Below are 24,857 nucleotides of genomic sequence, written 5' to 3'. Positions count from 1 at the left end.
TTAAACGCACAATATAATCAGCAGGGGATGCTGTCTAATGAGCGGGCGCGTTGATGCGACGCGCGTTCCGGACCGTCGGGGGACTGGTCCGGATGAATTTCGCATCGCCAATGGATCGCCGTTGTGAGTCGACGGAGCCCGGCTACCCCTGTGTCCAATGGTTATCCGTTTGGGGGAAGCCTTGTCCGTGGAAAACCACCACACGATTCACGACAGATCACCGATAGACATAGCCGAAGACCGCGCCGTTTACCCGGTGGAACAGCCTCCCGAGGCACGCACCTTGGTCGACATCGTGCTCGACACGGTCTCGCAGTTCCCTGATGCGATCGCCCTTGAGGACGAACACCAGCGAGTGGCCTACGGCGAGCTCGAAGACCTGATCGAAACTCATGTCCAGAGGCTGTGGGATCTGGGCGTGGGGCGTGGGGACCGGGTCGGGATTCGCGTGCCGTCCGGAAGTATCGACCTCTACGTTGGCATCTTGGCCACGCTATTCGCGGGCGCAGCTTACGTGCCCGTCGACTGGGACGACCCGGATGAGCGCGCACGGACCGTATGGGAAGAAGCCGGAGTCGCTGCGATTTTCGGTCGGAACCTTGACCTCACTCGAGTTGAGCAGGTCAAGACCACCAATGACATCGGGTCACCACGCACACGCGACGACGCCTGGATCATCTTCACCTCGGGCTCCACCGGTAAGCCCAAGGGCGTGGCCATCACTCATCGCTCGGCCGCCGCGCTCGTCGACGCCGAGGCGCTGATGTACCTGCAACGCCGGCCGTTGGGACCGGGGGATCGCGTCATGGCCGGACTGTCCGTGGCCTTCGACGCGTCCTGCGAAGAAATGTGGCTTGCCTGGCGCCACGGTGCCACCCTGGTTCCGGCACCGCGAGACATCGTGCGCTCCGGCCCGGATCTGGGGCGGTGGATCGTGGAACATCACATCACCGCGGTATCGACCGTCCCGACCTTGGCGTCGCTGTGGCCTCGCGAGGCCCTGGATACCGTGCGGCTGCTGATCTTCGGCGGTGAGGCTTGCCCGCTGGAACTCACCAAGCATTTGGTCCGTCCGGGTCGAGAGGTCTGGAACACTTACGGCCCCACGGAAACCACCGTCATCGCCTCCGGGGCCATCCTGACGGGTGAGGATCCCGTGCGGATCGGCCTTCCCGTTCCGGGGTGGGAACTCACGGTGGTGGATTCCGAGGGTCAGCCGGTGGCCTGGGGCGAAACCGGTGAACTGATCGTGGGCGGCGTCGGCCTGGGTCGCTATCTGGACCCCGCCAAGGACGCGGAAATGTACGCGCCGCTGCCCGCCCTGGGGTGGGAACGTGCCTACCGCACGGGTGACGTGGTCCGCGCGGACCAAGAAGGTCTCGTTTTCGCGGGACGCGCCGATGACCAGGTCAAGGTTTCCGGGCGTCGACTTGAGCTCGGCGAGATCGACGACCACATGTCTCGGGTACCCGGGGTGCGCGCCGGTGCGTGCGCCGTGCACTCCACTCCGGGCGGCAGCAGCGTGATCGCGGGCTACCTGGTCGCCGAATCAGAAGGCTCCGTGGACCTCGCACAGGCGCGTGTCTGGTTGTCCGAACGGTTGCCGGGGCAGCTCGTGCCCGCGCTGTGCCTGATGGACGAACTACCGCTCAAGACCTCGGGAAAGGTGGACCGCAAGGCGCTGCCGTGGCCCCTGCCGAACTCGGGCGGGGACGGAGAGCCGGACCTCGACCCGGATCTGGAGTGGCTCGCGGAGCTGTGGGCGGACCAATTGGGTCCCTTGCCGTTCACCGCGGACAGTGATTTCTTTGCCCTGGGCGGGAGCTCTGTGGGTGTGGCCCGGTTGGTGTCGGCGTTGCGGCAGAGCCACCCGGACACCGAGATTGCCCGCATCTATGCGGACCCGACCCTGCGCGGGATGGCCACCTACCTGGAGACTTTGGAGGCGTCGACCGATTCCAAGGTCGATCCGGAACGTATGCCGGGGTGGACCGGTTGGGTCCAGGGCGCTTTCCTGGTGGGGCTCTGCATTCTCAACGGCTTGCGCTACGTGATGGGCTCGCTGATCGTGGTGTGGGTGCTCTCCGTGGTGGTGGACGCGGCCTGGGTGCCGCAGCCTCCGTTCTGGCCGTTGTTCCTGGGCTGGCTCGTGATGTTCTCACTGCCGGGGCGGGTCCTCCTCGGTGCCGCCGCCATACGAATCCTGAATGCGGGGCTGAAGCCGGGGCATTATCCGCGTGGTGGCTGGACCCATCTGCGCATCTGGGCCGCGGAACGACTCGTGGTCTTCAACAAGTACGAGCTGTTGCTGGGCACGCCCATGGCCCGCACGCTGCATCGGCTCTTCGGCAACACCGTGGGCCACAGGGCCAGCCTCAATGCCCTACCGCCCGTGACGGGCCTGGTCATCATCGGCGAGAACGCCTCGCTGGAACAGGAAACGGACATCGCCGGTTACTGGCTGGACAACGACACCCTCCACGTGGGAGCCATCGAGATTGGTGCCCACGCCCGCCTGGGGACACGAACACTCGTGGACCCCGGCAGCCGTGTGGGCGCATGGGCCGAGATTTCCCCCGGTTCCCACGTGAGCGGAACGGTTCCTGACGGTGAACTGTGGGGCGGATCGCCCCTGGAGCACCTGGGGGTGGCCGGGCAGACCTGGCCGGCGGTGGCCCCGCAGGAGGTTCCCGGACTGGGTGCGTGGGGTAAGTTCCAAGCTCACCTGGCGTATTCGGGCGGCGTAGCGCTGATCTCTCTGCTGCCGCTTCTGGCAATCATCCCGGGGTCAGTGCTGGCCCTCGTCAACATCATTTTCACGGAGCGCTACGAAGAGGTCTTCTCCTTTCTCGCACTCTGGGTTCCTGTCTTCACGGTGCTGACGGCGGCCACCTGGTTGTTGCTCGTGGCCGGCTGCATCCGGTTCGTGGCGGACATGATCACTCCGGGCTACTTCCCGCACACCGGCAAGGTCGCGTGGGCCACGTGGTTCACGGAGATGTTGCTGCAGCGGACTCTGATCTCCACCTATCCCATCTACGCCTCCTGCGTGACCCCGTGGTTCATGCGGCTGCTGGGCGTGCGGGTCGGACGCAACGTGGAGATCTCCACCATGGAATCGATTCCGCATCTCACCTCGTTGAAGGACGGTTCGTTCCTTGCGGACCATTCCCTGGTGGCTTCGCATCGTTCCGGCTTCGGATGGTTGAACGTGGGCACCTCGGTGATTGGTGAGCGGACGTTCGTGGGCAACTCCGCGATCGTCGGGCCGGACCGAGACCTGCCCAACGACGTGCTAGTGGCCGTTCTGAGTTCGGCTCCCCACCGAGCCCCGGCCGGGTCCTCGTGGCTCGGGCGCAATGCCGAGCCGATCGCGCGTGCCCAGGCCGACGCCGCCGCCGACGTGACGTTCCAGCCACCACACCGACTCAAGGCCGCCCGGGCATTCGTGGAGCTGTTCCGCGTGGTGCCCGCCATGGTGTCCGCGTGGATCGATCTGCTGATCGTGTTCACCCTGACGAGCATTTTCATGACCCACGGGCAGGGGCTGAGCGGTGTGCTCTATACCTTCCTCTGGTCCGGACCGGTGCTGATCGTCGCCAGTACCCTGGCGTGCCTGGTTCCCGTGGTGGTCAAGTGGTCGCTCATGGGTCGCTTCCGCGCGGGGGAACGTCCGCTGTTCAGTTCCTTCGTGTGGCGCAATGAGCTGGCAGACGTCTTTGCCGAGTCGCTGGCCGTGCCGTCACTGATTCGCCTGAGCATCGGTTCGCCCATGTTCAACATGTGGACCCGACTCATGGGCGCCAAGATCGGCCGCAGCGTCTGGTGCGAGACCTGGTGGCTGCCCGAATTCGACCTGGTCGAACTGGAGGACCGGGTGTCCGTGAACCGAGGCACCGTGTTGCAGACACATCTGTTCCACGATCGGATCATGCGCTTGGAACCCGTGACCATGAAACAGGGTTCCACCCTGGGACCGAACAGCTTTGTGCTCCCCGGTGCCACGATCGAAGACCGCTCCACCGTGGGGCCGGGATCGCTGGTCATGCGTCAGGAGACCGTTCCGGGTGATGGCAACTGGGGTGGCAATCCCATTCAGCACCTCGAACCGGGAGACCAGGCGATCAGCTGTCAGGTGAACCCGGGCCCGCCCGTGACGGGCCAACCCGTACCCATTTATGACGCATCGAACATCCGCATGGCACCGTGGGCAGGTCCCGCGAACACCACACTTGCGGCACACAGCGCAGACACGCAGGAGGCCGTGAAATGAGCGAGCAATCAGCAAAAGTTGTGGTTGAGGGGTACCTACCCCCGGGGCATCGCCCGGCGCCGGGACCCCGGCCGGAACGCCAGGTATGGACGGGTGAGGGCCAGGACCGTGCCGAACCGGTCACGGAGAATGAGCTGTGGACAGCCCAGACTCCCATCATCACCGCCCCGGCCCCCACTCCCGCGGCGGCACCCCGTCAGGGTGCGGCCATTCGCAATGTGCCCAGCGCGGACGGCCGGCGCACGAGTCGCCGTATCGTGGGCGTGGATGTGGCGCGCGGGTTCGCGCTGCTGGGAATGGTTGCGGTGCATACCCTGCCCGCAACCGCGGACGCCGCCGGCAACCCGACCTGGACGTGGAGCCTGTTCGGCGGCAACGCGGCGGCTTTGTTCGCAGTCCTGGCCGGAGTGAGCCTGGCGTTCCTGACCGGCGGCCGCAACCCGCGCCGTGGCCGGGACGCCGCCCGGTCACGCGTGTCCCTGGTTGTGCGGGCAATGCTGTTGTTCGGTGTGGGATTGTCCCTGAACTTCCTGGCGATCCCGGCCTACAACATCCTGATCTACTACGGCCTGATGTTCCTGCTTGCGATCCCGTTCACCATGCTGTCCGTCCGGTGGCTGCTGGTCTCCGCCGTGACGTTCGCGGTGGGCTCGCCGTTCCTCATGCAGTGGTCGCTGGATCACATTCCGGCCCACGTGCACGCCAATCCGGACGCGCTGGACTTGGTGACCGAACCGACCACGGTGCTCGCGGAGTTGTTCCTGACCGGTACGTATCCGGCGCTGCCGTGGATGGCCTTCATCTGCCTGGGCATGGCCCTGGGCCGAATGCCTTTGACGCGGGATCGCATCCAGGTTCTGCTGGTGGTCATTGGTGCGGTCGTGGCGGCGGTCGGCAAGGGCATTTCCTTGCTGATGCTGTACCGGTTCGACTTGGAGTATGCGCTGATCGAAGCTACGCCCTGGCTCACGAGCGAGGACGTGTGGACCGCGCAGGTCTACGGCCCCGACCCTCAGCTACCCACCACCACGTGGCAGTGGCTGTTGTTGTCCGGGCCGCACACCAACACGCCTTTCGCTCTCATCGGCGCGGCGGGGCTCGCCATGGTCGCACTCGGCGCGTTCCTGATTGCGAGCAGGGCGATCGGCCGGTGGTTCACTCCGCTGGCCGCGTTGGGGTCCATGACGCTCACCCTTTACGCGGCGCACCTGGTGTTCCTCACGTTCGTGGACGTGAGCCCCATGCCGTGGTTCTGGTACCTCGTGCAGATGGCCGTCGCGGCACTCGTAGCGACCGCCTGGCAGCAGGCTCTGGGTAGCGGTCCTCTGGAACGCGTGGTCACCCGGGCATCCAAGGCCGTCGGGCTGGCGGTCGTCCGGAAACCCGAGGACTCTTAGCCGCCCACCGTCAGCTCGCGGATTCCCTCGGGATCCTCGAGCCACGCGACGGCCACATGCAGCCGAGAACCGCGCCGGGTGCGCACTCCCATGACGATCAGTCCGTCGGAGTGGCGCACCCGGGGCGCTGCCCCCACACTCACGGTCGACGGGTCAATGGACAGGCCCGTGCCACGGGCCTTCAGGAGCGCTTCGAGTCGCACCCACGCGTCGGTCACCGCGCGGGGACGACGTCGCTCCGGCTCGTTTGCTAGGCGCGCTCGGTCCGCGGCGTGCAGCACCCGCAGCAACGAATCAGCTTGGGCCGGTGATTGCCGCCGTTCCACGTCGACTCCCACGGCGCGATTCCCGATCAGGACCGCGACGTAGCCGGGAGTTCGGGCGAGTGAATAGTGGACCCTCCGCGCGCCGGCGCCGCCCTCACCGGTACGGGGTCGCGCGGGAGCCGGGGCACCGCCCGCGGAATCCCGGGGCAGGTCCACAGCCTCGGGTTCACAGCCCAAACGGAGAGCCAGCAGCCGGCGCAGAATCACCCGAGATTCCAGGAACTCACGGCGAGCAGTCTCGTCTCGCAGGTCCTGGGCGCGAGTCAGTTCGGATTCGGAAAGCCACCCCACCGCCTGTGAGGCCCAACGGCTCACGTCGCGTAGCTCCACGAGGTGTAGTTTCAGGTCCGGCGGGGTGTTCCGCAATCGCCGACGCCACTCGGCCCAGTCTGGTTCCTCACGGCCACTCCAGCGCCTCGTAGCGAGGGTCATCGTTCAGGGGCTGAAGGACTCGAGCCCGGTTCACGTAACGCTTGGTGCAGTAATTCGGCCTGCTCGAAGAGCGCATGGTGTCCGCCGTGCAAGCGGAGCGTGCCCACAGGGGCGGTGGTGAAATGGCTCCAGGAATCGACGTCCTGTGCCGGAGCGGTGGCGTCTCCGTCTGCGGTCACCGTCAGCAGGGGGGTATTCAACAGGGGTGGTTCCCGGTCATGACCGAGAGAAGCGGTCAGGTCGGCACGCAGTGGGTCCAGCACCATGGAGCGCATCACGGGGTCTTCCAGTAGTTCCGGGGGAGTGCCACCCAGATCTATGAGCCATGCCACGAGGGCTTGGTCGTCGCGCAAGGCCTCGGAGAGCTCCGGGCTGGGGTCAGGCGGTGGGACTTTCGCCGAAACTACTAAGCGGCGAATCCGCCCCGGGCGATCGCGTTCCATGCGGGCCACGAACTCCGCCCCCAGCAGCGCACCAAAAGAGTGCCCCAGGACATCGGTGGGCAGGTCATCGGCATCGAGGGTGGGTAGCAGCGCTTCGACGGCTTCCTGTACCGCCTCTTCCACGGACGATGCCGCCGGTTCCGCCATGCGGGCCTCACGACCGGGCCGCCGGTGGGCCAGGACTTCGGCGTCGTCGGCGGCTAGTGAACGCCCCGTCAACCCGCCCGCACCAGCGTGGGGAAAGAAGACGAGTCGGCGCTGTGGGTGACTGCCGGGAGTCACCCAGCGGGCCAGAACATTGTGGGTAGCCATACTCGGCACGCTAGCACCGTGCCGAGCTGAACACACCGGGGGTGTGTTGTCCCGTTGGCGGAGGGAGGTGACAACCACGGAGATGACGACCGAGCGAACGTCACTCAAGAGGTTGTGATGACCTGGCTGACGTGTCGCCTTGGGCTGGACGGTGCCGGCTGAGTGGGATGTCCAACACGGAAGGTGAACAGCGCATGCCAACCCGGATCGTGGATGAGCTCATCCAGGGCATCACCGTACTGCGGTTCCAAGCCGAGCTGGTCCTCTCGATCCGCGCGTTCATGGAGTTGGTTCATCGGCTGGGCTGCCAGTTCGTTGGCAGCGATCCAGAGGTGCATTCGCTGCCAGATTCGCCCGGTTCGTAGACGTTCGGCGCGGTCCCGGTCGTTGCGAACCGCAAGGATTCCGAAGGCCCCGGCAGTATTGGCCTGCTCATGTATGGAGGCTATCCACGCCCGTCCGGACTCCTCGGCGCTGGGGTCAGGCAGCATCTTGGCTGCGACAACGGTGGGAGCTTCCAGGCCCATGGTGTCCAGCGTCAATCCGTCCCGGTGTTCCTCGATCGAGTTGCGGTCTTGACGCAGCCAGCGCAGGCCGTTGTCGTAGGACTGTTCCGTGTCGGCGTTGATGGCTTCGGCGGCACCGGCGAGCAACTCATGCATACTGTCTCGTTCGGTCTTCGAAGTGAACCAGACAATCTGTACAGCCTGCTCGTCATTGAGCCTCTCGAGGGAGGTGAAGGCTGATAGGGGCAACGTCTGAGACGTATCGAAGGGATGTCGGTTGGTATGCCGGTGTGGGATCGCGGCGTAGAGCGATGAGGCCACTGACGGACCGGGGAACAGCGTAACCGAGGCGACGTGGGCCGGATCTTCGGTGCGGGGTGACAACGAAAGCCGGTGTTCGTAACCGTTGGCGCCAGCAGCCAGCAGGAGGTTTTCCAAAGCACCGCCGAGTTCGATATGCATCTCGCGTCCAAAAGGATCAAGGGTTCCGAGATGTCTGGTCCCGTCTTCCAACAGATCGATCCGGGTGTCTTCCATGCGGAACAACCAGGGTTGGGCGTTGTGCGCGTTGGACGCGAGAATGGCCGCCGAGACCAGGGCCGCGAGGTCGCCGCGCTCGTGCGCTTGCCAATCGGTCCACGGATCGAAAGCGGGGCCACGCGCGGGGTCTATGACTCCGCGAGACTCTGCACGCCAGGCCCCACCCAGTGCGGCAAGGCCAAGAACAGCACTTGCTCCCTTTAGCACGGTGCGGCGACCAACTCGAGATGGTTGAGTATGCGAGCTCATGGCAACGTTTCCTCAAGAGCGTTGTAGCACGAGTGTGCTGACTCAACTAAATTAGCACGACTGTGCTACATGGGGAAGATGCCCAAGCGCATGGAAACAATCGCCCGCAGTAAATCGTGTCCTCAGTGATCGGGGTGTGCCGTCAACGACGAGTACGCATGCGTCAACAGCCCCTTCAGTCCACCGTCCTGCATCGCGCGGCGCTGGCGTTCGGCCCCGGTTCCGTGCGAGAGCATCCGGTCCAGGCCGCGCCGGACGACCGCCTCGTCCTCGGGTCCTTCGAAGTAGGGCTGGAGCCGTTCGAGCGTTTCATGAATCAGATCCGCCGCGGGTTTCTGGGTGCTCGTGGTGGGATCCAACAGGGAGCCTGACAGCCCGAACTTCGCCGACTGCCACACGGCAATCTCCAATACTTCGGGTTGGATCTGCGTGACCACCGGAGTATCGAGGGCCATGCGCGATAAGGCGCGAATGAACAGCGCGATGACCACGGCGTCGTCGGCTTCGAGCTGCACGTCGCAGGCCCTGATTTCGATGGTGCCGTGCGCGAACGAAATGCGGGTGAGCCAGGCGAGAGTGCTGGGGCTCTCGACCACTTCGAAGTGCAGGAGCGCATCCAACCGGGCCTGGTAATCGGCCAGATTCTCGTACTGCGGCGGGATGCCATTGGCCATCCATCGGCGGTAATGAATGGACCGCCACGAGGCGAATCCACTGTCGGCGCCACGCCACATGGGCGAATTGGCACCCAGGGCAACCACTAGCGGCAGCCAGGGGCGCAGACCGTTGAGGACTCGGACACCATCTTCGAGGGAGTCCAAACCGATGTGGACGTGCATGCCATTGAGGTACTGATCGGCGGCAATCGCCGGAGTCATTCCCGCCAGCTGGTGATAGCGCTCGCCGGGGGTGATCTGGGCGGCAGCCAGGGCGATGTCGGGCGCGGTACCCACCGCGGCGGCGTCGAACCCCATGGATCCGGTGACCGAGGCGAGTTCGCGGCGGAAACTCAGCAGGGAGTCCAGTGCCATGGCGGCGTCGCTGTAGATGGGGGAGGTGTGCTCGAGCTGGCACGTGAGCCATTCCGGCGTGGCCTTGCCGCCGCCAGCGGTAATCTCCAGCAACGCTTCCGCCTGTTGTGGTGCGGGCGTTGCGGGTAGTTGCGTCTCGCGGTCAATGAGGAGGAATTCCTCCTCGATACCAAATGTGGTCACGACTCGTAGCCCCACAATCTCCCGATAGCGGGCTTATCCATGGATGAATGATCGTTCCACATCCTAGCGCCTCGCCATCAGCCCACTGATGGAATATTACTCCGCGTCATGATCATAACCTCTTGTATCTACAACCAACTGGTTGTAGATTTGCGGTATGAGCCAAATCACCGAGGAGCGAACCGACAGTTTATTCCATGCACTTGCGGACCGGACGCGACGCGACATCCTGCGTCGAGTGCTCTCCGAGGGGCAGTCGATTTCGGCCCTGGCCGCGAACTACGACATGTCGTTCGCAGCCGTACAGAAACACGTTGCCGTACTGGAGCGCTCCGGACTGCTGGTCAAACAGCGTCGAGGTCGCGAACAGCACGCACGCGGTGACGTGGAGGCCGTACGATCCGTGGCAATTCTGCTCGACGAGCTTGAGCAAGTGTGGCGAGACCGCATCGACCGCGTCGACGAACTCCTGAAGGACAGTTGAGATGCCAGTCATCGAGGTCACCAAAAACGAAGAAGCGCATTCGATCACGATCATCGCGGAATTCTCCGCAACCTAGGAGCGACTGTGGGAACTGTATGCGGATCCCCGCCAGCTCGAGAAAGTATTCGGACCACCCACTTATCCGGCCACGTTCGTGGAACACGAACTGACGGAGGGAAGTTCTAGCAAGTACTACATGACGAGCCCCGAAGGGGAGAAGTACTGCGGCCTGTGGCGCATCACCAGCGTGAACCGGCCGAACCAATTCACGTTCCAGGACTACTTCGCGAACGAGAACTTTGAACCGGCCGAAGGACTACCCGCGTCCGAGTGCAGCTATTCGTTCGAATCGAACGACCAGAACGTGCGCGCCACGTACGTCTCGGTGTTCGCTTCTGCCGAGGCTTTGCAAGAGGTACTGGATATGGGCATGGAGGAGGGATCGGTATCGTCGATCAATCAGATCGACGCATTCCTGGTCTCCTGACCGTCCAGTTCAAAGGAACGACATCCAGATGCGCGTCACCCACCAGCTGCCCAACATCTTCACCGCGGTGAGGCTTGCCGCAACCGTTCCGTTGGTCCGTCACATTCGAGGTGGGCGGACCGGTTTGGCAACCTCGGTGGGTGTTGCGCTCTGGGCCGCCACCGACTGGGTCGACGGCGCTCTGGCGCGACGTATGCATTGGGAATCGAAGGTCGGTCAGGCCTTGGATCCGTTGGCTGATCGGGCGGGAATTTCGGCGATCGCGTGGACTCTAGCGAGCGTGGGCGAAATCCCGCGGCGGGTCCCGATCACAGTGCTCGTCGTGGACGTTGCCAACGTCTTACTGACGTCGAAGGCCGCCTACCGCGGTCATCTCAGCGTGTCGTACCTGGGTAAGGTGCGGAGCGCGATCCTCTTCGTGGCGTTGGTGATGGCCGCATCGGGTCCGAGGAAGCGAGGCCGGTTGGGGAGGCTGCCGCATGCTCTGGCCGACCTGGGAGCGGTCCTGCACATAGCAGTCGGTGTCGGATATATCCGAACGGCACACAAGGGAGACGGTCGGGGCCACTGGACCCATTGACTCATTATCACGGGAGGTCATACTTGTAAATAGGGGTTCAACTCGGATCTCTTCGGCCCCATTGGAGGGCATCATGACCAAAGCAGCCATCACACTCACCACAGGCCTCGAAGACGCGGAGAAGGTGACGGTGGCTTTCCTGGTCGCCGTCGGTGCCGCAGAATCCGGCCGAGACACGCTCATTTTTCTGACCAAAGAATCGGTCCGCTTGGCCGTCACCGGTTTCACCAAGGGCACTGCCTGCGAAGGGTGCCCACCACTGCCCGACCTCATGGATCGTTTCGCCCACGCCGGCGGGCACTACATCGCGTGCGGGATCTGCGTGAAAGCCAAGGGCGTTGATCCGGATTCACTCGTCGACAACGCAGAAGTCGCCGGAACCGTCCAACTGTGGGAATGGATCGGAGATGATTGCACTGCCACGTTCAGCTTCTGAGCGGACTGTTCCTGTGGAGTCCCGCCCCGCGATCTGCGGTGCGGGACTCGTCCATTGAGGGGGCACCTACGCTTGATGCATGGGCGCGTGGGAAACCGAAACGGGTGTATTGAAGCTGCCGGACGGGCGAGTTGTGCGCGGGACCGGAGTGCGGTGTCGTCGGCGTGGCGCGAGCGCACCGGAATTCGCGATCTATCTGCTGGGGAAGGACCCCCGCATCGAAGCGTGGCCGTATCGCTGGACCAAGTGGCCCGAGTTCCGCACGCCCGCCAACACATTCAACGCAGTGGCTGCACTGAGCGAAGCCCACGAACGGGCCATGACCGAGCGCGTGGAGATCGCGTGTAGCGGCGGGGTGGGTCGCACGGGCACGGCCATAGCCCTGCTCGCCGTCATGAGCGGGGTGGCCGCCGACGACGCTCTGGCATGGGCCCGCGCGCACTATCACCCGCGCGCCGTGGAGACTCGCGGTCAGAAGCGATGGCTCAGGGACGCCGCGAGGTCGGTGCACGGCGGATGAATGGTCTTGCTCGACGCCTCATCGTTGCCCTACCCGTTCTTCTGGGGGCGTTGTTGGTCGCCTGGTCTCTGACCCCGAACCCGCTGGATGCGGTGGTGTGTTTCCTCGTGGCCGGGGTTGGCGCAATCCGCAGTCTGTTGCGTCGCGATTCATGGACCCGCGCGGACGACTTGACCACACTCCGGCTTGGAGTCATCGTGATCGTCACAGCCTTGTTCTTGGGGCACGACGGTCCGGGGTTCACCTGGACCGCCGTGGTGCTGGGAGCAACGGCCCTGGCCATGGACGGCCTGGACGGGAAAATCGCCCGTAGCACCGGGAGCACTCGGGCCGGTGCACTGTACGACGAGGCCGTGGACGCTTTGTTCATCCTCATTCTGTCCATGGGACTCGTTCCCCTGTGGGGTCCCTGGTGTTTGATCCCGGGGCTGATGTACTACGCATTCCACCTGATGAGTGCGTTCCGGCCGACTTGGCGGAGACAGCTTCCGAAATCTCTGAGCCGCAGGGTCATTGCGGCAGCCCAGGGCATTCTCCTGCTCGCCGCCGGTACGCCGATCGCGGTGGCCATCCCGGCCTTCGGGGTGCTGTGCGTCGCCGCCGCGGTGGTGTCGGTGCTGTATTCGTTCGGGCGGGACATCCTGTGGCTGGAACGCCGCCGAGCGGCGTCGTGAGCCTGAAACGGCTGGGCGACACAGCCGCGCCCGTGAATTATCCCGTGGCCCGTCCGGCAGCGTGCTGACCATAGACTGAAACGCATGCAACAGTCAGAACAGGATCACGCTCTTCTGCTCGAGTCTCGAACGGTGCTGCCGACCGATCATGGCGTTTTCACCACGTGCGCCTACACCTTCGGGGATGTCACACACGTGGCCATGCTGATGGGCGATCCAGCTCGGGCCGAGGCACCGATCGTGCGGATGCACAGTGAATGCCTCACCGGTGACACCCTTGGCTCCCACCGCTGCGACTGCGGAGACCAGTTGGAAGCTGCGCTGCAGGCCATTGCCGCCGAGGGCACGGGCATCCTGTTGTACCTGCGAGGTCATGAGGGTCGTGGGATCGGGCTGGCGGCCAAGCTCCGCGCGTACGCCCTACAGGATGAGGGCATGGACACGGTGGACGCCAACCGGGCGTTGGGTCTGCCGGATGACGCCCGGGATTATACCGCCGCCGCCGAGATGCTGCGCGACCTGGGGACTTCAACGGTTCGGTTGTTGTCCTCCAACCCGGCCAAGGCGGAGGCCCTGACCAGCCTGGGTATTACGGTGGCGGACCGCGTGGTGCTGCCGGTGCTGGACCGGCCCGAGAACTCTCACTACTTGCAGACCAAGCGGCAGCGTATGCGCCATGATCCACTGGCGGGTCGCGTGGCAGTCGAGGACGATACCTTCCCCGTGTACCGGACCCTTGCTGAGCATTCGGAGGTCATCGCACAGCTGGCTCAGAGCGCGGACGGTTTCATCGCGGCTCGTGGCGGGGACGCGGAATTCGTTTCCGGCGAGGCGGATCGCACCCACCTGCATCATCTCCGTGCGGCCGTGGACGCGGTGCTCGTGGGAGCCACCACGGTCACTCGTGACGATCCTCAGCTCACGGTCCGAGCGGTCGAGGGCGAGAATCCCGTGCGCGTTCTGCTGGACCCCCGCTCCCGGATTCCGGTGACCAGCCGCGTGCTGCAATCCCCTGACGCACGAACCCTATGGTTGGTCGGTCAGAACGTTGAGGTACCTTCCGGGTTCGGCGAGCATGTGGAGATCGTGCGGCTTCCCGCGGGCGCGACCCAGGCATCGGGCCCGCAGACGCAGAGCGAGGGTGACGGTGCCACGGGCACCTCGGTGGATCCGGCGGCGGTTCTGCGCGTGGTGCGTGAGCACGTGAGTGGGTCGATCCTGGTGGAGGGCGGCGGCAAGTCGGTCTCCGCGTTCCTGTCGGCAGGGCTGCTGGACCGGCTGTTCCTGACGGTTGCACCGGTGTTGATCGGCGACGGTGTTCCCGGTGTGCGCTTCGAAGGGTCGGCCGTGATGGGTGAGGCGCTGCGCGCACCGTTCCGCCGCTACACGTTCGAGGACGATGTCTGCACCGAGTTCGTGCTCAGCGAGGCAGCGAGAGAGCACGACGCCACGTACCCCAGGCCAGGACAGCCGCACCGGGGAGCGTAGACACCACGGTGAGCAGGCCGTACCCGGTGGCGGCGGTCACCGCCTGATCCGCGGGAGCTCCCAAGGCAGGGGCCAGTGCACCGACCGAGAACTCTCGAACTCCCCAGCCTCCGACTCCCACCGGAAGACTCATGGACGCCAATCCCACGGTCGCAACCGGTGCATGATTCGGCCCGCCCAATTGGGCCATGGCCAGCAGGAAGAGTGCAATGAGGGTGACCACACTCAGCGCCGAGGAACTCCACACGATGACTTGGTCACGGGCCGGCACCCCGCGCAGGCACACGATCGCAGTGGCGAGAAACACCGTGGCGGCAACCGCGGCGATAACGGCCACCGACCAAAGCGCTCCGCCCGTCTCGGCGCTCGCGGCCAGCACGATGGCGGTGGCGATGAACAGACAAGCGGTGGCGCTGAGCCGTTCTGCACCCACGGCCAGCAGGGGAGACCACCAACGCCGTCGCCCCCGATTGCGGTACACGGCCACCCGGGCGGCGTCCCCACCCAGTCCGCCGGGTAGGAGCATGTTGCCGAAAGCTGAGGCGTAGCAGTCGGCCCAGGCCCGGCGGAAACCGAGCGTGATCTGCTGCTGTGACGCCAAGACCTTCCAGCGGATCGCCTGGGTCAGAGCCACGATCAATCCGGCGAGCAGCGCCGCGGCAATGCTCAGTGGGGAAAACACCTGACCACCGGCCAACAGTGCCTGGGTCCCGACTGCGCGCGCCGTGAGCCACAGCAGCACAACGGTGACCGCGATCATCGCGGTCCGCCGCACCCAGGGTTTCTTCACGGAATCAACCGCCCTTGCGCGAGTCCACCAGCACGTCGAGATGGTCCACGGTCACGTTCAGGTTCTCTGCAACCTGCCTGTTCCTGGTCTCCAACCAGTCCATGGCCTCAGCCTCGGAATCCGGCTCGGCTTCGATGACGGCCGCCACTCGTTCGGTCAGAAACCGCCGGATGAATTCGGCATCTTGGGGCCCACTCAACTGCCAGGGAGTGTTGCCGTGGGCTGTAGGGACCCCACGTTCTCGTGCGGTACGCAGCATGACGTGGCCGCCGTCCGCACCCAGCTTGCCGTCCCATCGCTGATGGGCGGCGAAGGCCTGGGCCAGCCACTCATCCCGGGGGTCGGGCGGGGTCAGGTGCCAGTCCGCGGTGATGCTCAACAAGAACAATCCCAGACCCTTGTAGGTGTCCAGTGTGGTGAGGATGGCGTCCACATCGTCCTGAGTGAGCACGTCCAAGACCGCGCTGCAGGTGAGGAACAGGGAGCCCGGCGCGGGATGCCCCGGTAGGTATTCACCCAGGGCAGTTGGCAGCTCAGACAACCGGGTCACGATGGTGTCGGCCTCCCCAACGTGCTGCGTTGCGATCTCCAGCGACGGTTCATGAGCATCCACGAGCAGCCACTGAATAGTGCGACCGGGCAGCCGAGGCGTGAGATGCTCGCGGAACCAGGCCGCTGACTTTCCGGTGCCGGCCCCGAGATCCACAATCGTCAGCCGACTCTGCCCGCTGGGGTCCGCGTCCAACAAGGCCTGCGCGGCACGGTCCAGTAGCGGCAGGGACTGTTGTCGAGCGGTGTCGTCGAAAGGAACGCGAGCTTCGAGCCAATCCTGGGCGGCTCCGATCATGTCGGGTTCCTTTCCGTGGCGATGTCGGCTGTGGCGGGGGCTTCACACGAAGCCACAGCGGCGAGCACCGTGCGGGCGGTGTCTCCCCAGGTGCGTAGCCCTGGTCGGAGCCTCGCGGCCTCATCGCGCAATGACCCGCGGTACTCGACGTCCGTCAGCCACCGAGTCAGAGCCGCTCCCCACTGGTTTTCCACCAGGGAAAGGGTGAATCCCGCTGCGAGTGCTTCTTCAGCTCCCGTCCCGGCAGATACCAGAGCGGGGATCGCAGCCGACGCCGCCTCCGTAATGACCATCCCGTAGGTCTCGCGATGCGAGGGCAGCAGCAGAAGATCCGACGCGGCCAAGAGATCGTCGATGGCTTGCGAATCTAGTTCACCCGCCATGGTCACGCTGCCCGACGGGAGCTGCACACACGCACGACGCAATTGCTCCGCATATTCCGGATCGGTCGGGGGTCCCGCAAACGTGCAGTGCCACCCGGTTACACCGGCCTCCGAGAGCGCGGCGAGCACGCGCGCGAGGAACAGCTGGTTCTTGTTCTCCTCCACGGCACCGATACAGACCAGGTGCAATCCGGCCGCGGTCCCCGCGGCCGGCTGGCGCGCTCTCACGCCGGGCACTGCTGCGATGGCCTCCAGACCATACAGATCACGCACCTGATCGGCGGCGTGGCGGCTGGTCGTGACGACGGCGCTCGCAGCTGCCAGATTCGCGCGCTCGCGGTCCAATGCGGCCGGGTCAGCGGCGGCCAGGGGAGCGTGGACGAGTTGGATGACCGGTACTGCCAGATCGAGGGGTTCCTTCAGACTGCAGCCGATCAGGCCATCCACGATGATCGGCTCATCGAACTGCGCGGCGAGGTGACGCAGAGCGGCGTCGTCTTGGGCGGACGGATCCGGCCACGCCCCGGGAAGGGCGTGGCGCATGATGGCACCGTCTGCGGCGTCGGCCACGGCGCGGTTGTAGCGGAGGCCGCCGCTGACGCGTCCGAGATCCGGCTCGATCAGTATTGTCACGGGCGCTCTGGCACGGTATAGGCGACCTTGGCGCGGGGATTCTCGGTGAGGGTCACGGTGATTCCGACGTCCGGCTGATCGCTCAGGGAGTCCGCGAGCCGTTGCCCGATGTAGTGCGCAGTGGCCTCGGTGGTGGAGAGCTTGCCCGCGAAATCGGGGTGCTCGTCCAGGTTGGCGTAGCGCAGCGGGGACAGTGCGTCGTCGAGCATCTCCATGGCCTGGCCGATGTCCAGGACCACCGCGTGTTCGTCCAGCTCGGCGCGGGTGAACGTGGCCTCCACCGTGAGGGTGGCGCCGTGCATTCCCTGAGCCGGGCCGAAGAACTCGTCGGGCAGGCTGTGGGCGATCATCACGTGGTCATTGACGGTGAGGCTGTGCATGGTTCTCCTGCTCGGGTGGATGGGGCTGGTCAGTGCGTGGGTGTCTGCGGGGCGTCAGTAGGTCAGGATGTGGCAGAGGGTGGTGCGGGCCAGGTCGGTGTCTCCGGTGATCTCGTCCATGACCTCGGGAAGTTCTTGGTGTGGGGATTGGCCGGTCAATAGCGCGTCGAAGCGCTCATCGCGCAGGGTGCGTAGCGCGGTCTGTAGTCGCTCGGCTCTGGTGCGGCGGGCGCGGCGTCCCTCGGCTACCTGACCCACCTGACTGGCCACGATGGACAGCCGACGAGCGTGGAAATCTGCACCCAGGGGGACCGAGGGCGCGCGGGAACCGAACCACGAGGCCTCGACCACCGTGCCGTCGTCACCGGCGATCTCCAGGGCACGGGCCAGACCGGGCTCGGTGCCGGAGGTGTGGATGACGATGTCGTTGTCCGGGGATGCCTCACTGGGATCCACCGCCGTGAGTCCCAGGGAGGTCAGTAGCTGGCGGCGGTCCGGGTTGGTTTCCAGGATCTCGAGCCGATCCAGCGCCATTCCGGAAGCGAGTAGCGCCGTGGAGGTGCCGATCATTCCGGCACCGATGATGGCAACCCGGTCCGCAATGCGCGGGGGCTCCTGCCAGAGAATGTTGAGTCCGGTTTCGGCGGCCCCGGCGAGTAGCGCGCGGTGGTCGGGCACGTCATCGGGAATGCGTTGGACGTCCTCCGTGGTGACCACGTGATGGGTGTGGTGCGGCAGCAGGCCGAACACCCGTGCCCCGAGCCAGTCAGCCGGTCCTTCATCGACAACACCCACGCCCAGGTAGCCATAAGACACGGGGAAGGGGAAGTCACCCAGTTGCTGCGGAGCCCGCATCAGGTGCGCAATGGATTCCGGGACGTTTCCGGTGTGGACCAGGGTCTCCGTCCCGCGAGAAACGGCAGTGGCCACGGTACGGACCCGCAGCTCATGCGCATTGATGTCAGCGTGGGGTTCGGGCACCTCCCGCCACGTGCCCGTGCCTGCTGATTCTGTCCAGTACTGCCAGCCCATGGATTCCACCCTATCTTCAGGGGGAGCGGCGACAGGTCCGTGTGAAGACGCACGAAGATCAAGACTGCCCCGGTGTCGCCCTGACGTAGGGAAATATAGCCGCTTCTTACCCCCAAGTAAGTTGCAGATTCTCGGAAGGCACACGCTAACCCTCCCTCAAGGGTCACCAACTATGGGGTAGCGTGACCAGGGTCCAGTCCGGAATGATTGATTTGAATACTTTGGGTTGAAGATCTAAACAGTCTCAATGACATGGCGCATAACTACATGGGTTGAGGGTTGAACGGCCGCTGCGGCATTGGTTACAACGGCTCAGCTGGTCCTGACATGGGGGTGTCCTTTTTGACAATTGATTCGACATTGAACGGCGACTGGTCCATCGATCCGTCGCACTCGCGTTTCGGGTTCTCCACCCGCCACGCGATGGTGACTCGTGTGCGCGGTGCTTTCAACGAGGTTGAAGGTCACGCTCACCTGGACACCGGCGACTGGGACAACTCCACGGTGGAGGTCCGGCTCAAGGTCCAGAGCGTTGACACTCGCAACAACCAGCGTGACCAACACCTGCGCAGCCCCGACTTCTTCGATGCGGAAAATCACCCCGAGATCGTCTTCAAGTCCACCGGTTTGGATGAGGTGGACGAGTCGCAGTTCATCATTTCCGGTGACCTGACCATCCGCGGCATCACGCGGCCCATCACCATCCCCATGGAGCTCTTGGGTATCGACACCGACCCCACGGGCGGGCTGCGCGCCGGCCTCGAAGGCGGCCGACGCATCGACCGCAAGGACTGGGGCGTCTCCTGGAACACCCCCTTGGACTCCGGTGGAGTCCTGGTCAGCGACAAGATCAGCCTGGAATTCGAGCTGTCACTGATCAAGGATCAGTAATTCCGCAAGACTTCTCGCTGGGAGCTCCTCGTCCGAACGGGCGGGGAGCTTCTTGCATATCCGGGGCTGATCCAAGTCGGCGGCGTCTGAACGAGTGAACTAGCCTGGATCGAGTGATTCAGTGGTTCGAGCGGCATCAAGTTGCGCTGTATGTGGCGTCTATCGGTGTTGCGGTGATCGTTGGCCTCACAGTGCCTGGAATCGCCGCTCCGGCGGAGACCCTGATCAACCCCGTCCTCGCGCTGCTGTTGTATGCGACCTTCCTGGGCATCCCGTTCACACGGCTGGGTGCTGTAGTACGGGACTGGAAATTTCTTCGCTCTATGCTCTTGCTCAACTTCGTGCTGGCGCCGGTCGTGGTGTTCGGGCTGTCGCGTTTTGTCGCCCATGATCAGGCCTTGCTGGCCGGGGTTCTCTTGGTGCTGCTCTGCCCATGCGTGGACTACGTCATGGTCTTCACGGGCTTGGCCGGTGGCGCCCACGACCGTCTCCTTGCAGCCTCGCCCGTTCTCATGCTCGTGCAGATGCTGCTCCTGCCGGTCTACTTGTGGTTGATGGCCGGTGCGGCTGTGGTCTCGGTCGTGGAGATCGGACCGTTCGTTGAGGCCTTCGTTCTGCTGATCGTGCTGCCGCTCGCAGCCGCAATTCTGACTCAACTGGCAGCACGCACTCGCGTCGGCCGCATTGTGGAGGCCAGCGCAATGGCCGCGATGGTCCCGCTCATGATGCTCACCCTCGCCGTGGTGGTCGCTTCCCAAATCGCTGGGGTCGGCGCGCAGCTAGCAGCCCTGCTGGTGGTGATCCCGTTGTTTGTTGCCTTCGCCGTGATCATGTTCGGTTTGGGCCAGTGGGTGGGACGATGCGGCGGGTACGACGTCGCCGCGAGACGAGCACTCGTCTTCTCGGGTGTCACGCGCAATTCCTTGGTAATCCTGCCCTTGGCTCTTGCGCTGCCCGCCGCCATGGATCTTGCGCCGTTGGTCGTGGTCACTCAGACCCTGGTGGAACTGCTGATCATGGTGGCCATGGTTCGACTGGTGCCCAGATTCAAGCATAGTGGGCTTGCTCATGGTTCTGCATAATCGGTCTAACTAGGATCGGGGTTAAAGTCGGCAGCACCGTATTACAACACTGAACGGAGCACGCACATGAGCTTGGGTCAGCACGTGGGTCAGAAGATTCTGGTGGTCGGGGCCGGTGGCATCGGTACCGCCACGGTGGAGCATCTGGTCACCGAGGACGCGCGTGTGGTCGTCGCGGGCAGGAACGTCCGCATGGATGGGCCTTTCGATGACCCCAAGGACGAACTCGGCATTGTGTTGGGTCACCTCACCGTGGACATCACCGACGACGGCGCCGTGGAGTGGGGCGTCAGCCGCGCCGCGGAAATCCTCGGCGGGCTGGACGCCCTGGTGGTCACGGCGGGTCACCGTCACGAACTTGCGCCCCTGCACGAAACCCAGGCCGGCTGGGCCCGGGAGATCATTGAAACCGAGCTCATCGGCGTGATGTCCCTGGTCCGCCACTCCTTACCGTTCCTTCGCAACGCCGGGAACAAGGGTCGGCGCGCGGGCATCGTGGTCGTCGCCTCGGACAGTGCCAAAGCGGGCTCCATGGGTGACGCGGCATCGTCGGCGGCGCGCTCCGGAGTGCTGGGTATGGTCAAATCCGTGGCTCGCGAGAACGCGGCCGTGCCGCTGACCGTGAATGCCGTGTGCCCGGGGCCCACCGACACCGAGATGTATCGCCAGGCCGCAGAATCCGAGGGGATGACCGGCAAGGTGTTTTCCGGCATGGCCAAGGGCATTCCGGCCCGCAGGCTCGGCCAGCCCGAGGAGATTGCCGCGACCGTGGCCTTCCTGCTCAGCGAAGGCTCGGCCTACATCACCGGACAGGCCCTGTCCGTGAGCGGCGGATTGACCATGTGACCAGCGGCGCTGCCGCTAAGCTGCCCACCATGAGTCACGTGGATCCCCTGGAAGACATCTTTGCGCCGTTCGCGCTGCGCATCTCCTGCGGCCCGCTCAGCATGCGTTTCGTCCGCGACGTCGACGTGCCCGAGATCGCGGCAGCCATCCACGAACACGGCATCTACTCCCCGGACGAGCCCATGCCCTTCATGCGGCGTTGGGCCGAGGCGGGAGACGACCTGGCGGTCAACACGCTGCAGTACTACTACGACGCGTTCGCGTCCTGGTCACCGGAGTCATGGATCCTCTTGCTGCATGTGAGCATGGACGGTCGGTTCGTGGGCATCCAGCACCTCGAAGCAATTCAGGACTTCCGCCAGACTCGCGCGGCCGAGACCGGATCGTGGCTGTTGCGGCACGAGCAGGGTCAGGGCATCGGTACGCTGATGCGCCAGGCTGTTCTGGCGTTCGCGTTCGACGAGTTGGGCGCCCAAGTTCTGGAGTCCGGCGGCATGGTGGGCAACCAAGCATCCCTGGCGGTGTCCCGGAAACTCGGTTACGTGCCCAACGGTTATCGACGCTACGTGCACGCCGACGGCGTGGGGTGGCGCGACGTCGAAATGTACCGGTTGGCCCCGGGAGACCTGGTGCGCGCACCGTACCCCGTGGAGGTCACCGGAGCCGCGGCATTCCGGGCATCGATCGGGTTGCCGGACGCTCGCTGAAGCGCGTTGTTCGCGTCACATAACGACGCACTGAGTGGCCCTGAAAGAATCTCGCTCGCACATCTTCTTTACCGACAGGCACTGTGCTAATTTCACCTTGTTCAGGTTAGGCTCACCTAACCTCATAAGTGGAAGACAGTCGGATGTTCCAGACATTTCTGATCGGTCTGCGCGAAGGCCCCGAAGCCGCGCTGATCGTCGCGATCCTCATCGGATACCTCAAGCGCACCGGCCAGCGCTACGCCGTTCGTCGATTGTGGATCGGCATTGCCGTGGCCATCGCCATTTCACTGGCCTTCGGCGCACTCCTGACGTTCGGACCCTCCACCCTCACGTTCGAAGCCCAGGAAATCATTGGCGGAACCCTGTCCATCCTGGCCGTGGGATTCGTGACCTGGATGATCTTCTGAATGGCCAGCGCCTCCCGAGGCCTGAAACGAGAGCTCGAATCCCGGGCAGACGTCGCCCTGAAAGGCTCCGCAGTGGGGCTGATCCTGCTGGGCGCCTTCGCCGTGGGCCGCGAGGGCCTGGAAACCGCCCTGTTCCTGTGGGCCGCCACGCGGGCAAACGCCGGCGGCGGGATCTTCGCCCCGACGCTCGCGGCACTCGGTGGCATCCTGGTGGCCATCGCCCTGGCCTGGCTCATCACGCGCGGCCTGCTCAAGCTCAACCTCTCCACGTTCTTCCGCTGGACCGGTGGATTCCTGGTCATCATCGCGGCAGGTGTTCTGGCCTACGGGTTCCATGACCTGCAAGAAGCGGGCGTGCTACCCGGCCTGAACTCCCTAGCCTTCGACGTGTCCGAACAGATCCCGCCCACCAGCTGGTACGGCGTGCTCCTCAAGGGCGTCTTCAACTTCTCACCGGCCACCACATGGCTCGAGTTCGGAGTGTGGTGGGCCTACGTGCTCACGGTCATGCCGCTGTTCATCGCCCGCTCCCGCTCGGCCAAGAGAAAGCCGACGACGCCGCCGGCGGCCTCTTCCGCTCCGGTCGCGAGTTCCTCGGCCTCCGCCTGAAACCTCATTTCTTGTACTTGCCTGATGCACCCGACACCGGGGCACTGAATTTCTAAGGACCATCCATGCGCTCTGTCTCCGCCCGCCTTCCCGCCGCCGTGACCGCCGTGGGTCTGTTGTTCACGCTGGCCGCGTGCCAACCCAACGATCAGGGTGGCGAGAACGGCGCAATTGCCGTGTCGAGTACCGACGACCAATGCGACGTCGGCGTGGGACAAGCACCCGCGGGAACCCTGCGTTTCGACGTGACCAACGACGGCTCCAAGGTGACCGAGTTCTATCTGCTAGGTGAGGACGGGCTGCGCATCGTGGGCGAGGTGGAGAACATCGCACCCGGTCTCAATCGCACGCTGACCGTGTCCGCTCCGCAGGGCAAGTACTTCACGGCGTGCAAGCCGGGCATGGTCGGTGACGGTATCCGCAACGAATTCACCGTGACCGAAGGCGAGGGCGGTGCCGAGGTCAACGCCGAGGATTCTCAGCTCAAAGATCAGGCCACCACGCAGTACGCGGCCTATGTCAAGGATCAGACCGAGCAGCTGATGACGGGCACCGAGGAGTTTGCCAAGGCGTACACGTCCGGGGACGATCAGAAGGCGCGGGAGATGTACGCACCCGTGCGCATGCACTGGGAGCGCGTGGAACCGGTGGCCGAATCCTTCGGCGACTTGGACCCCAAGCTCGATCTGCGCGAAGCGGACCTGGAAGAAGGTCAGGAATGGACCGGCTGGCACCGGATCGAGAAGGACCTGTGGCCGCCCCAGGACGGCTACGAGGCCATGAGCCTGGCCGATCGCCAGAAGTACGCCGATCAGCTGGTGGCCGACACCCGAGTACTCTACGACCGCACCCGCGACATGTCATTCACCGCGGACCAGCTCTCCAACGGTGCCAAGGAACTACTCGACGAGGTGGCCACGGGCAAGGTCACCGGTGAAGAGGAAATCTGGTCCCACACGGACCTGTGGGACTTCCAGGCCAACGTGGACGGTGCACGTATCGCGTACGAAAACCTGTCCCCGCTGCTCGAGAAGCGCGACGCCGAACTGAACAGCACACTGGAGACCCGTTTCACCGACCTGCAGAAACTGCTGGATCAGCACAAGAAGGGCGACGGGTTCGTCTACTACGACGAGCTGAGCCAGGAGCAGGTCAAGGAACTCTCGGATGCCGTGAACGCGCTGTCCGAACCGCTGTCCATGGTGACGGAAAAGGTCGTCGAATAACCCATGAACCACCGCCCAGAAGAGCACGACCCCGCAGCCGAACCTGGCACGGGGAATCACACCGACCCGTCCGGCCGGCCCGACCAGAAGGGCGCGGAGAAAGGCGTCAGCCGCCGAGCCCTGTTCGGCACCGGAGCCGGCGCCGTGGCCGTGGGTGCTGGCCTCGGCTGGTTCGGTCGACCCGCGGCCGCCGCGATCCAGGATGCGGTGAACGGGGAGGCCCACAGCGACGTCGTCGACTTTTTCGGCGAGCACCAGGCCGGGATCGTGACTCCCGCTCAGGACCGGTTGTGCTTTGCCGCGCTCAATGTGCTCACCGAGGATCGGGCCGAGCTTGTGGAGCTGCTGACCCGGTGGACCGCGGCGTGCGCGCGCATCACTCAGGGTTTAGATGTCTCCGATACCGGTTTCGACGGCGGCTCCCAGTACGCCCCACCGCAGGACACGGGCGAGGCCCACGACCTGTCCGCGGGACACCTGACGGTGACGATCGGATTCGGGCGCTCGCTGTTCGAGGACAAGGACGGCAAAGACCGTTTCGGCTTGCGGGACCGGATGCCCGAGGCCTTGATCGAATTGCCGCATTTCCGGCTCATCGCATCCGAGGGTGTAGCTGGTTTCTGAAGCCGCCTGATTCGAGGAGGCTGCGGGCGATGTAGT

General features: G+C 64.7%; 24 protein-coding genes and 1 pseudogene. 16 read left to right on the top strand and 9 right to left on the bottom strand.

Going from position 1 to position 24,857, the window contains the following annotated elements; genetic code table 11:
* Positions 1 to 187: 187 nt before the first annotated feature.
* Positions 188 to 4,273 carry a Pls/PosA family non-ribosomal peptide synthetase gene (locus tag RF638_RS11725; RefSeq protein WP_368842097.1) on the top strand — a complete coding sequence of 1,362 codons (4,086 nt, stop codon included), beginning with the start codon at positions 188 to 190 and terminating at the stop codon, positions 4,271 to 4,273.
* Entirely contained in the window at positions 4,270 to 5,670 is a 1,401-nt protein-coding gene (locus RF638_RS11720; RefSeq protein WP_368842096.1) for a heparan-alpha-glucosaminide N-acetyltransferase domain-containing protein, read from the top strand. Before RF638_RS11725 ends, RF638_RS11720 begins: the two co-directional genes overlap by 4 nt.
* Here the strand turns inward: RF638_RS11720 and RF638_RS11715 are convergent.
* From RF638_RS11715 to RF638_RS11700, 4 genes are all read right to left on the bottom strand, one after another.
* Complete coding sequence (locus tag RF638_RS11715; protein ID WP_368842095.1) at positions 5,667 to 6,311, bottom strand: 4'-phosphopantetheinyl transferase superfamily protein; 645 nt, start codon at positions 6,309 to 6,311, stop codon at positions 5,667 to 5,669. The genes RF638_RS11720 and RF638_RS11715 overlap by 4 nt on opposite strands.
* 113 nt (positions 6,312 to 6,424) lie before the next feature.
* Positions 6,425 to 7,183: a thioesterase II family protein gene (locus RF638_RS11710; RefSeq protein WP_368842094.1), complete on the bottom strand. Its 759-nt coding sequence runs from the start codon at positions 7,181 to 7,183 to the stop codon at positions 6,425 to 6,427.
* Between the two features lie 104 nt (positions 7,184 to 7,287).
* A complete protein-coding gene (locus RF638_RS11705; protein ID WP_368842093.1) occupies positions 7,288 to 8,478 on the bottom strand; it encodes a hypothetical protein in 1,191 nt (396 codons plus the stop codon).
* Between the two features lie 122 nt (positions 8,479 to 8,600).
* Positions 8,601 to 9,692, bottom strand: a complete 1,092-nt coding sequence (locus RF638_RS11700; RefSeq protein ID WP_368842092.1) for a YbdK family carboxylate-amine ligase — start codon at positions 9,690 to 9,692, stop codon at positions 8,601 to 8,603.
* Between the two features lie 157 nt (positions 9,693 to 9,849).
* Here RF638_RS11700 and RF638_RS11695 point away from each other — a divergent pair, with 157 nt between their 5' ends.
* From RF638_RS11695 to ribA, 7 genes are all read left to right on the top strand, one after another.
* Complete coding sequence (locus tag RF638_RS11695; protein ID WP_368842091.1) at positions 9,850 to 10,176, top strand: ArsR/SmtB family transcription factor; 327 nt, start codon at positions 9,850 to 9,852, stop codon at positions 10,174 to 10,176.
* An 82-nt stretch (positions 10,177 to 10,258) separates the two neighbouring features.
* Positions 10,259 to 10,663, top strand: a complete 405-nt coding sequence (locus RF638_RS11690; RefSeq protein ID WP_368842119.1) for an SRPBCC domain-containing protein — start codon at positions 10,259 to 10,261, stop codon at positions 10,661 to 10,663.
* A 28-nt stretch (positions 10,664 to 10,691) separates the two neighbouring features.
* Positions 10,692 to 11,243 (top strand): CDP-alcohol phosphatidyltransferase family protein, encoded by a 552-nt coding sequence (locus tag RF638_RS11685; RefSeq protein ID WP_368842090.1) that lies wholly within the window; start codon positions 10,692 to 10,694, stop codon positions 11,241 to 11,243.
* A 73-nt stretch (positions 11,244 to 11,316) separates the two neighbouring features.
* Entirely contained in the window at positions 11,317 to 11,679 is a 363-nt protein-coding gene (locus tag RF638_RS11680) for a DsrE family protein (RefSeq protein WP_368842089.1), read from the top strand.
* Between the two features lie 79 nt (positions 11,680 to 11,758).
* Positions 11,759 to 12,199: a protein-tyrosine phosphatase family protein gene (locus RF638_RS11675; protein ID WP_368842088.1), complete on the top strand. Its 441-nt coding sequence runs from the start codon at positions 11,759 to 11,761 to the stop codon at positions 12,197 to 12,199.
* Positions 12,160 to 12,873: a CDP-alcohol phosphatidyltransferase family protein gene (locus RF638_RS11670; protein ID WP_368842087.1), complete on the top strand. Its 714-nt coding sequence runs from the start codon at positions 12,160 to 12,162 to the stop codon at positions 12,871 to 12,873. Before RF638_RS11675 ends, RF638_RS11670 begins: the two co-directional genes overlap by 40 nt.
* An 84-nt stretch (positions 12,874 to 12,957) precedes the next feature.
* Positions 12,958 to 14,361, top strand: a complete 1,404-nt coding sequence (gene ribA / locus RF638_RS11665) for a GTP cyclohydrolase II (RefSeq protein WP_368630368.1) — start codon at positions 12,958 to 12,960, stop codon at positions 14,359 to 14,361.
* On the opposite strand, the gene RF638_RS11660 is transcribed toward ribA, so the two are convergent.
* From RF638_RS11660 to RF638_RS11640, 5 genes are read right to left on the bottom strand one after another with little or no spacing between them, the layout of a single operon-like run.
* Positions 14,294 to 15,151 (bottom strand): lysylphosphatidylglycerol synthase domain-containing protein, encoded by an 858-nt coding sequence (locus RF638_RS11660; RefSeq protein ID WP_368842086.1) that lies wholly within the window; start codon positions 15,149 to 15,151, stop codon positions 14,294 to 14,296. The two genes, ribA and RF638_RS11660, sit on opposite strands and share 68 nt — an antisense overlap.
* Before the next feature lie 4 nt (positions 15,152 to 15,155).
* The gene (locus RF638_RS11655) at positions 15,156 to 15,998 is read right to left on the bottom strand and encodes a class I SAM-dependent methyltransferase (protein WP_095798187.1); all 843 of its coding nucleotides are present in this window, start codon (positions 15,996 to 15,998) and stop codon (positions 15,156 to 15,158) included.
* Positions 15,995 to 17,014 (bottom strand): glycosyltransferase, encoded by a 1,020-nt coding sequence (locus RF638_RS11650; RefSeq protein ID WP_368842085.1) that lies wholly within the window; start codon positions 17,012 to 17,014, stop codon positions 15,995 to 15,997. The genes RF638_RS11655 and RF638_RS11650 overlap by 4 nt, the downstream gene beginning before the upstream one ends.
* Positions 17,011 to 17,394, bottom strand: a complete 384-nt coding sequence (locus RF638_RS11645) for a 6-carboxytetrahydropterin synthase (protein ID WP_259913349.1) — start codon at positions 17,392 to 17,394, stop codon at positions 17,011 to 17,013. The genes RF638_RS11650 and RF638_RS11645 overlap by 4 nt, the downstream gene beginning before the upstream one ends.
* A 54-nt stretch (positions 17,395 to 17,448) precedes the next feature.
* Positions 17,449 to 18,426, bottom strand: coding sequence for a zinc-binding alcohol dehydrogenase (locus RF638_RS11640; protein ID WP_143469989.1), 978 nt, complete (start codon positions 18,424 to 18,426; stop codon positions 17,449 to 17,451).
* A 342-nt stretch (positions 18,427 to 18,768) separates the two neighbouring features.
* Here RF638_RS11640 and RF638_RS11635 point away from each other — a divergent pair, with 342 nt between their 5' ends.
* The 7 genes and pseudogenes from RF638_RS11635 to RF638_RS11605 all read left to right on the top strand — a co-directional run bounded on the left by RF638_RS11635 (position 18,769) and on the right by RF638_RS11605 (position 24,821).
* Positions 18,769 to 19,317: a YceI family protein gene (locus RF638_RS11635; protein ID WP_368842084.1), complete on the top strand. Its 549-nt coding sequence runs from the start codon at positions 18,769 to 18,771 to the stop codon at positions 19,315 to 19,317.
* Positions 19,318 to 19,421: 104 nt separating this feature from the next.
* Positions 19,422 to 20,399, top strand: a complete 978-nt coding sequence (locus RF638_RS11630) for an arsenic resistance protein (RefSeq protein ID WP_368842118.1) — start codon at positions 19,422 to 19,424, stop codon at positions 20,397 to 20,399.
* Between the two features lie 66 nt (positions 20,400 to 20,465).
* Positions 20,466 to 21,245 (top strand): SDR family NAD(P)-dependent oxidoreductase, encoded by a 780-nt coding sequence (locus RF638_RS11625; protein WP_129699475.1) that lies wholly within the window; start codon positions 20,466 to 20,468, stop codon positions 21,243 to 21,245.
* Between the two features lie 29 nt (positions 21,246 to 21,274).
* On the top strand, positions 21,275 to 21,952 hold the full coding sequence (locus tag RF638_RS11620) for a GNAT family N-acetyltransferase (protein ID WP_368842083.1): 678 nt from the start codon (positions 21,275 to 21,277) through the stop codon (positions 21,950 to 21,952).
* Between the two features lie 143 nt (positions 21,953 to 22,095).
* A pseudogene (gene efeU, locus RF638_RS11615) lies at positions 22,096 to 22,971 on the top strand (iron uptake transporter permease EfeU).
* A gap of 65 nt (positions 22,972 to 23,036) precedes the next feature.
* Positions 23,037 to 24,197 (top strand): iron uptake system protein EfeO, encoded by a 1,161-nt coding sequence (gene efeO, locus RF638_RS11610; protein WP_368842082.1) that lies wholly within the window; start codon positions 23,037 to 23,039, stop codon positions 24,195 to 24,197.
* A gap of 3 nt (positions 24,198 to 24,200) precedes the next feature.
* Positions 24,201 to 24,821: a Dyp-type peroxidase domain-containing protein gene (locus RF638_RS11605; protein ID WP_368842081.1), complete on the top strand. Its 621-nt coding sequence runs from the start codon at positions 24,201 to 24,203 to the stop codon at positions 24,819 to 24,821.
* Positions 24,822 to 24,857 lie beyond the last annotated feature (36 nt).

Origin of the sequence: Kocuria sp. CPCC 205235 (assembly GCF_040980905.1) — a bacterium.
Taxonomy (GTDB): domain Bacteria; phylum Actinomycetota; class Actinomycetes; order Actinomycetales; family Micrococcaceae; genus Kocuria; species Kocuria carniphila.
This window is presented reverse-complemented; position numbering and strand designations above follow the sequence as displayed.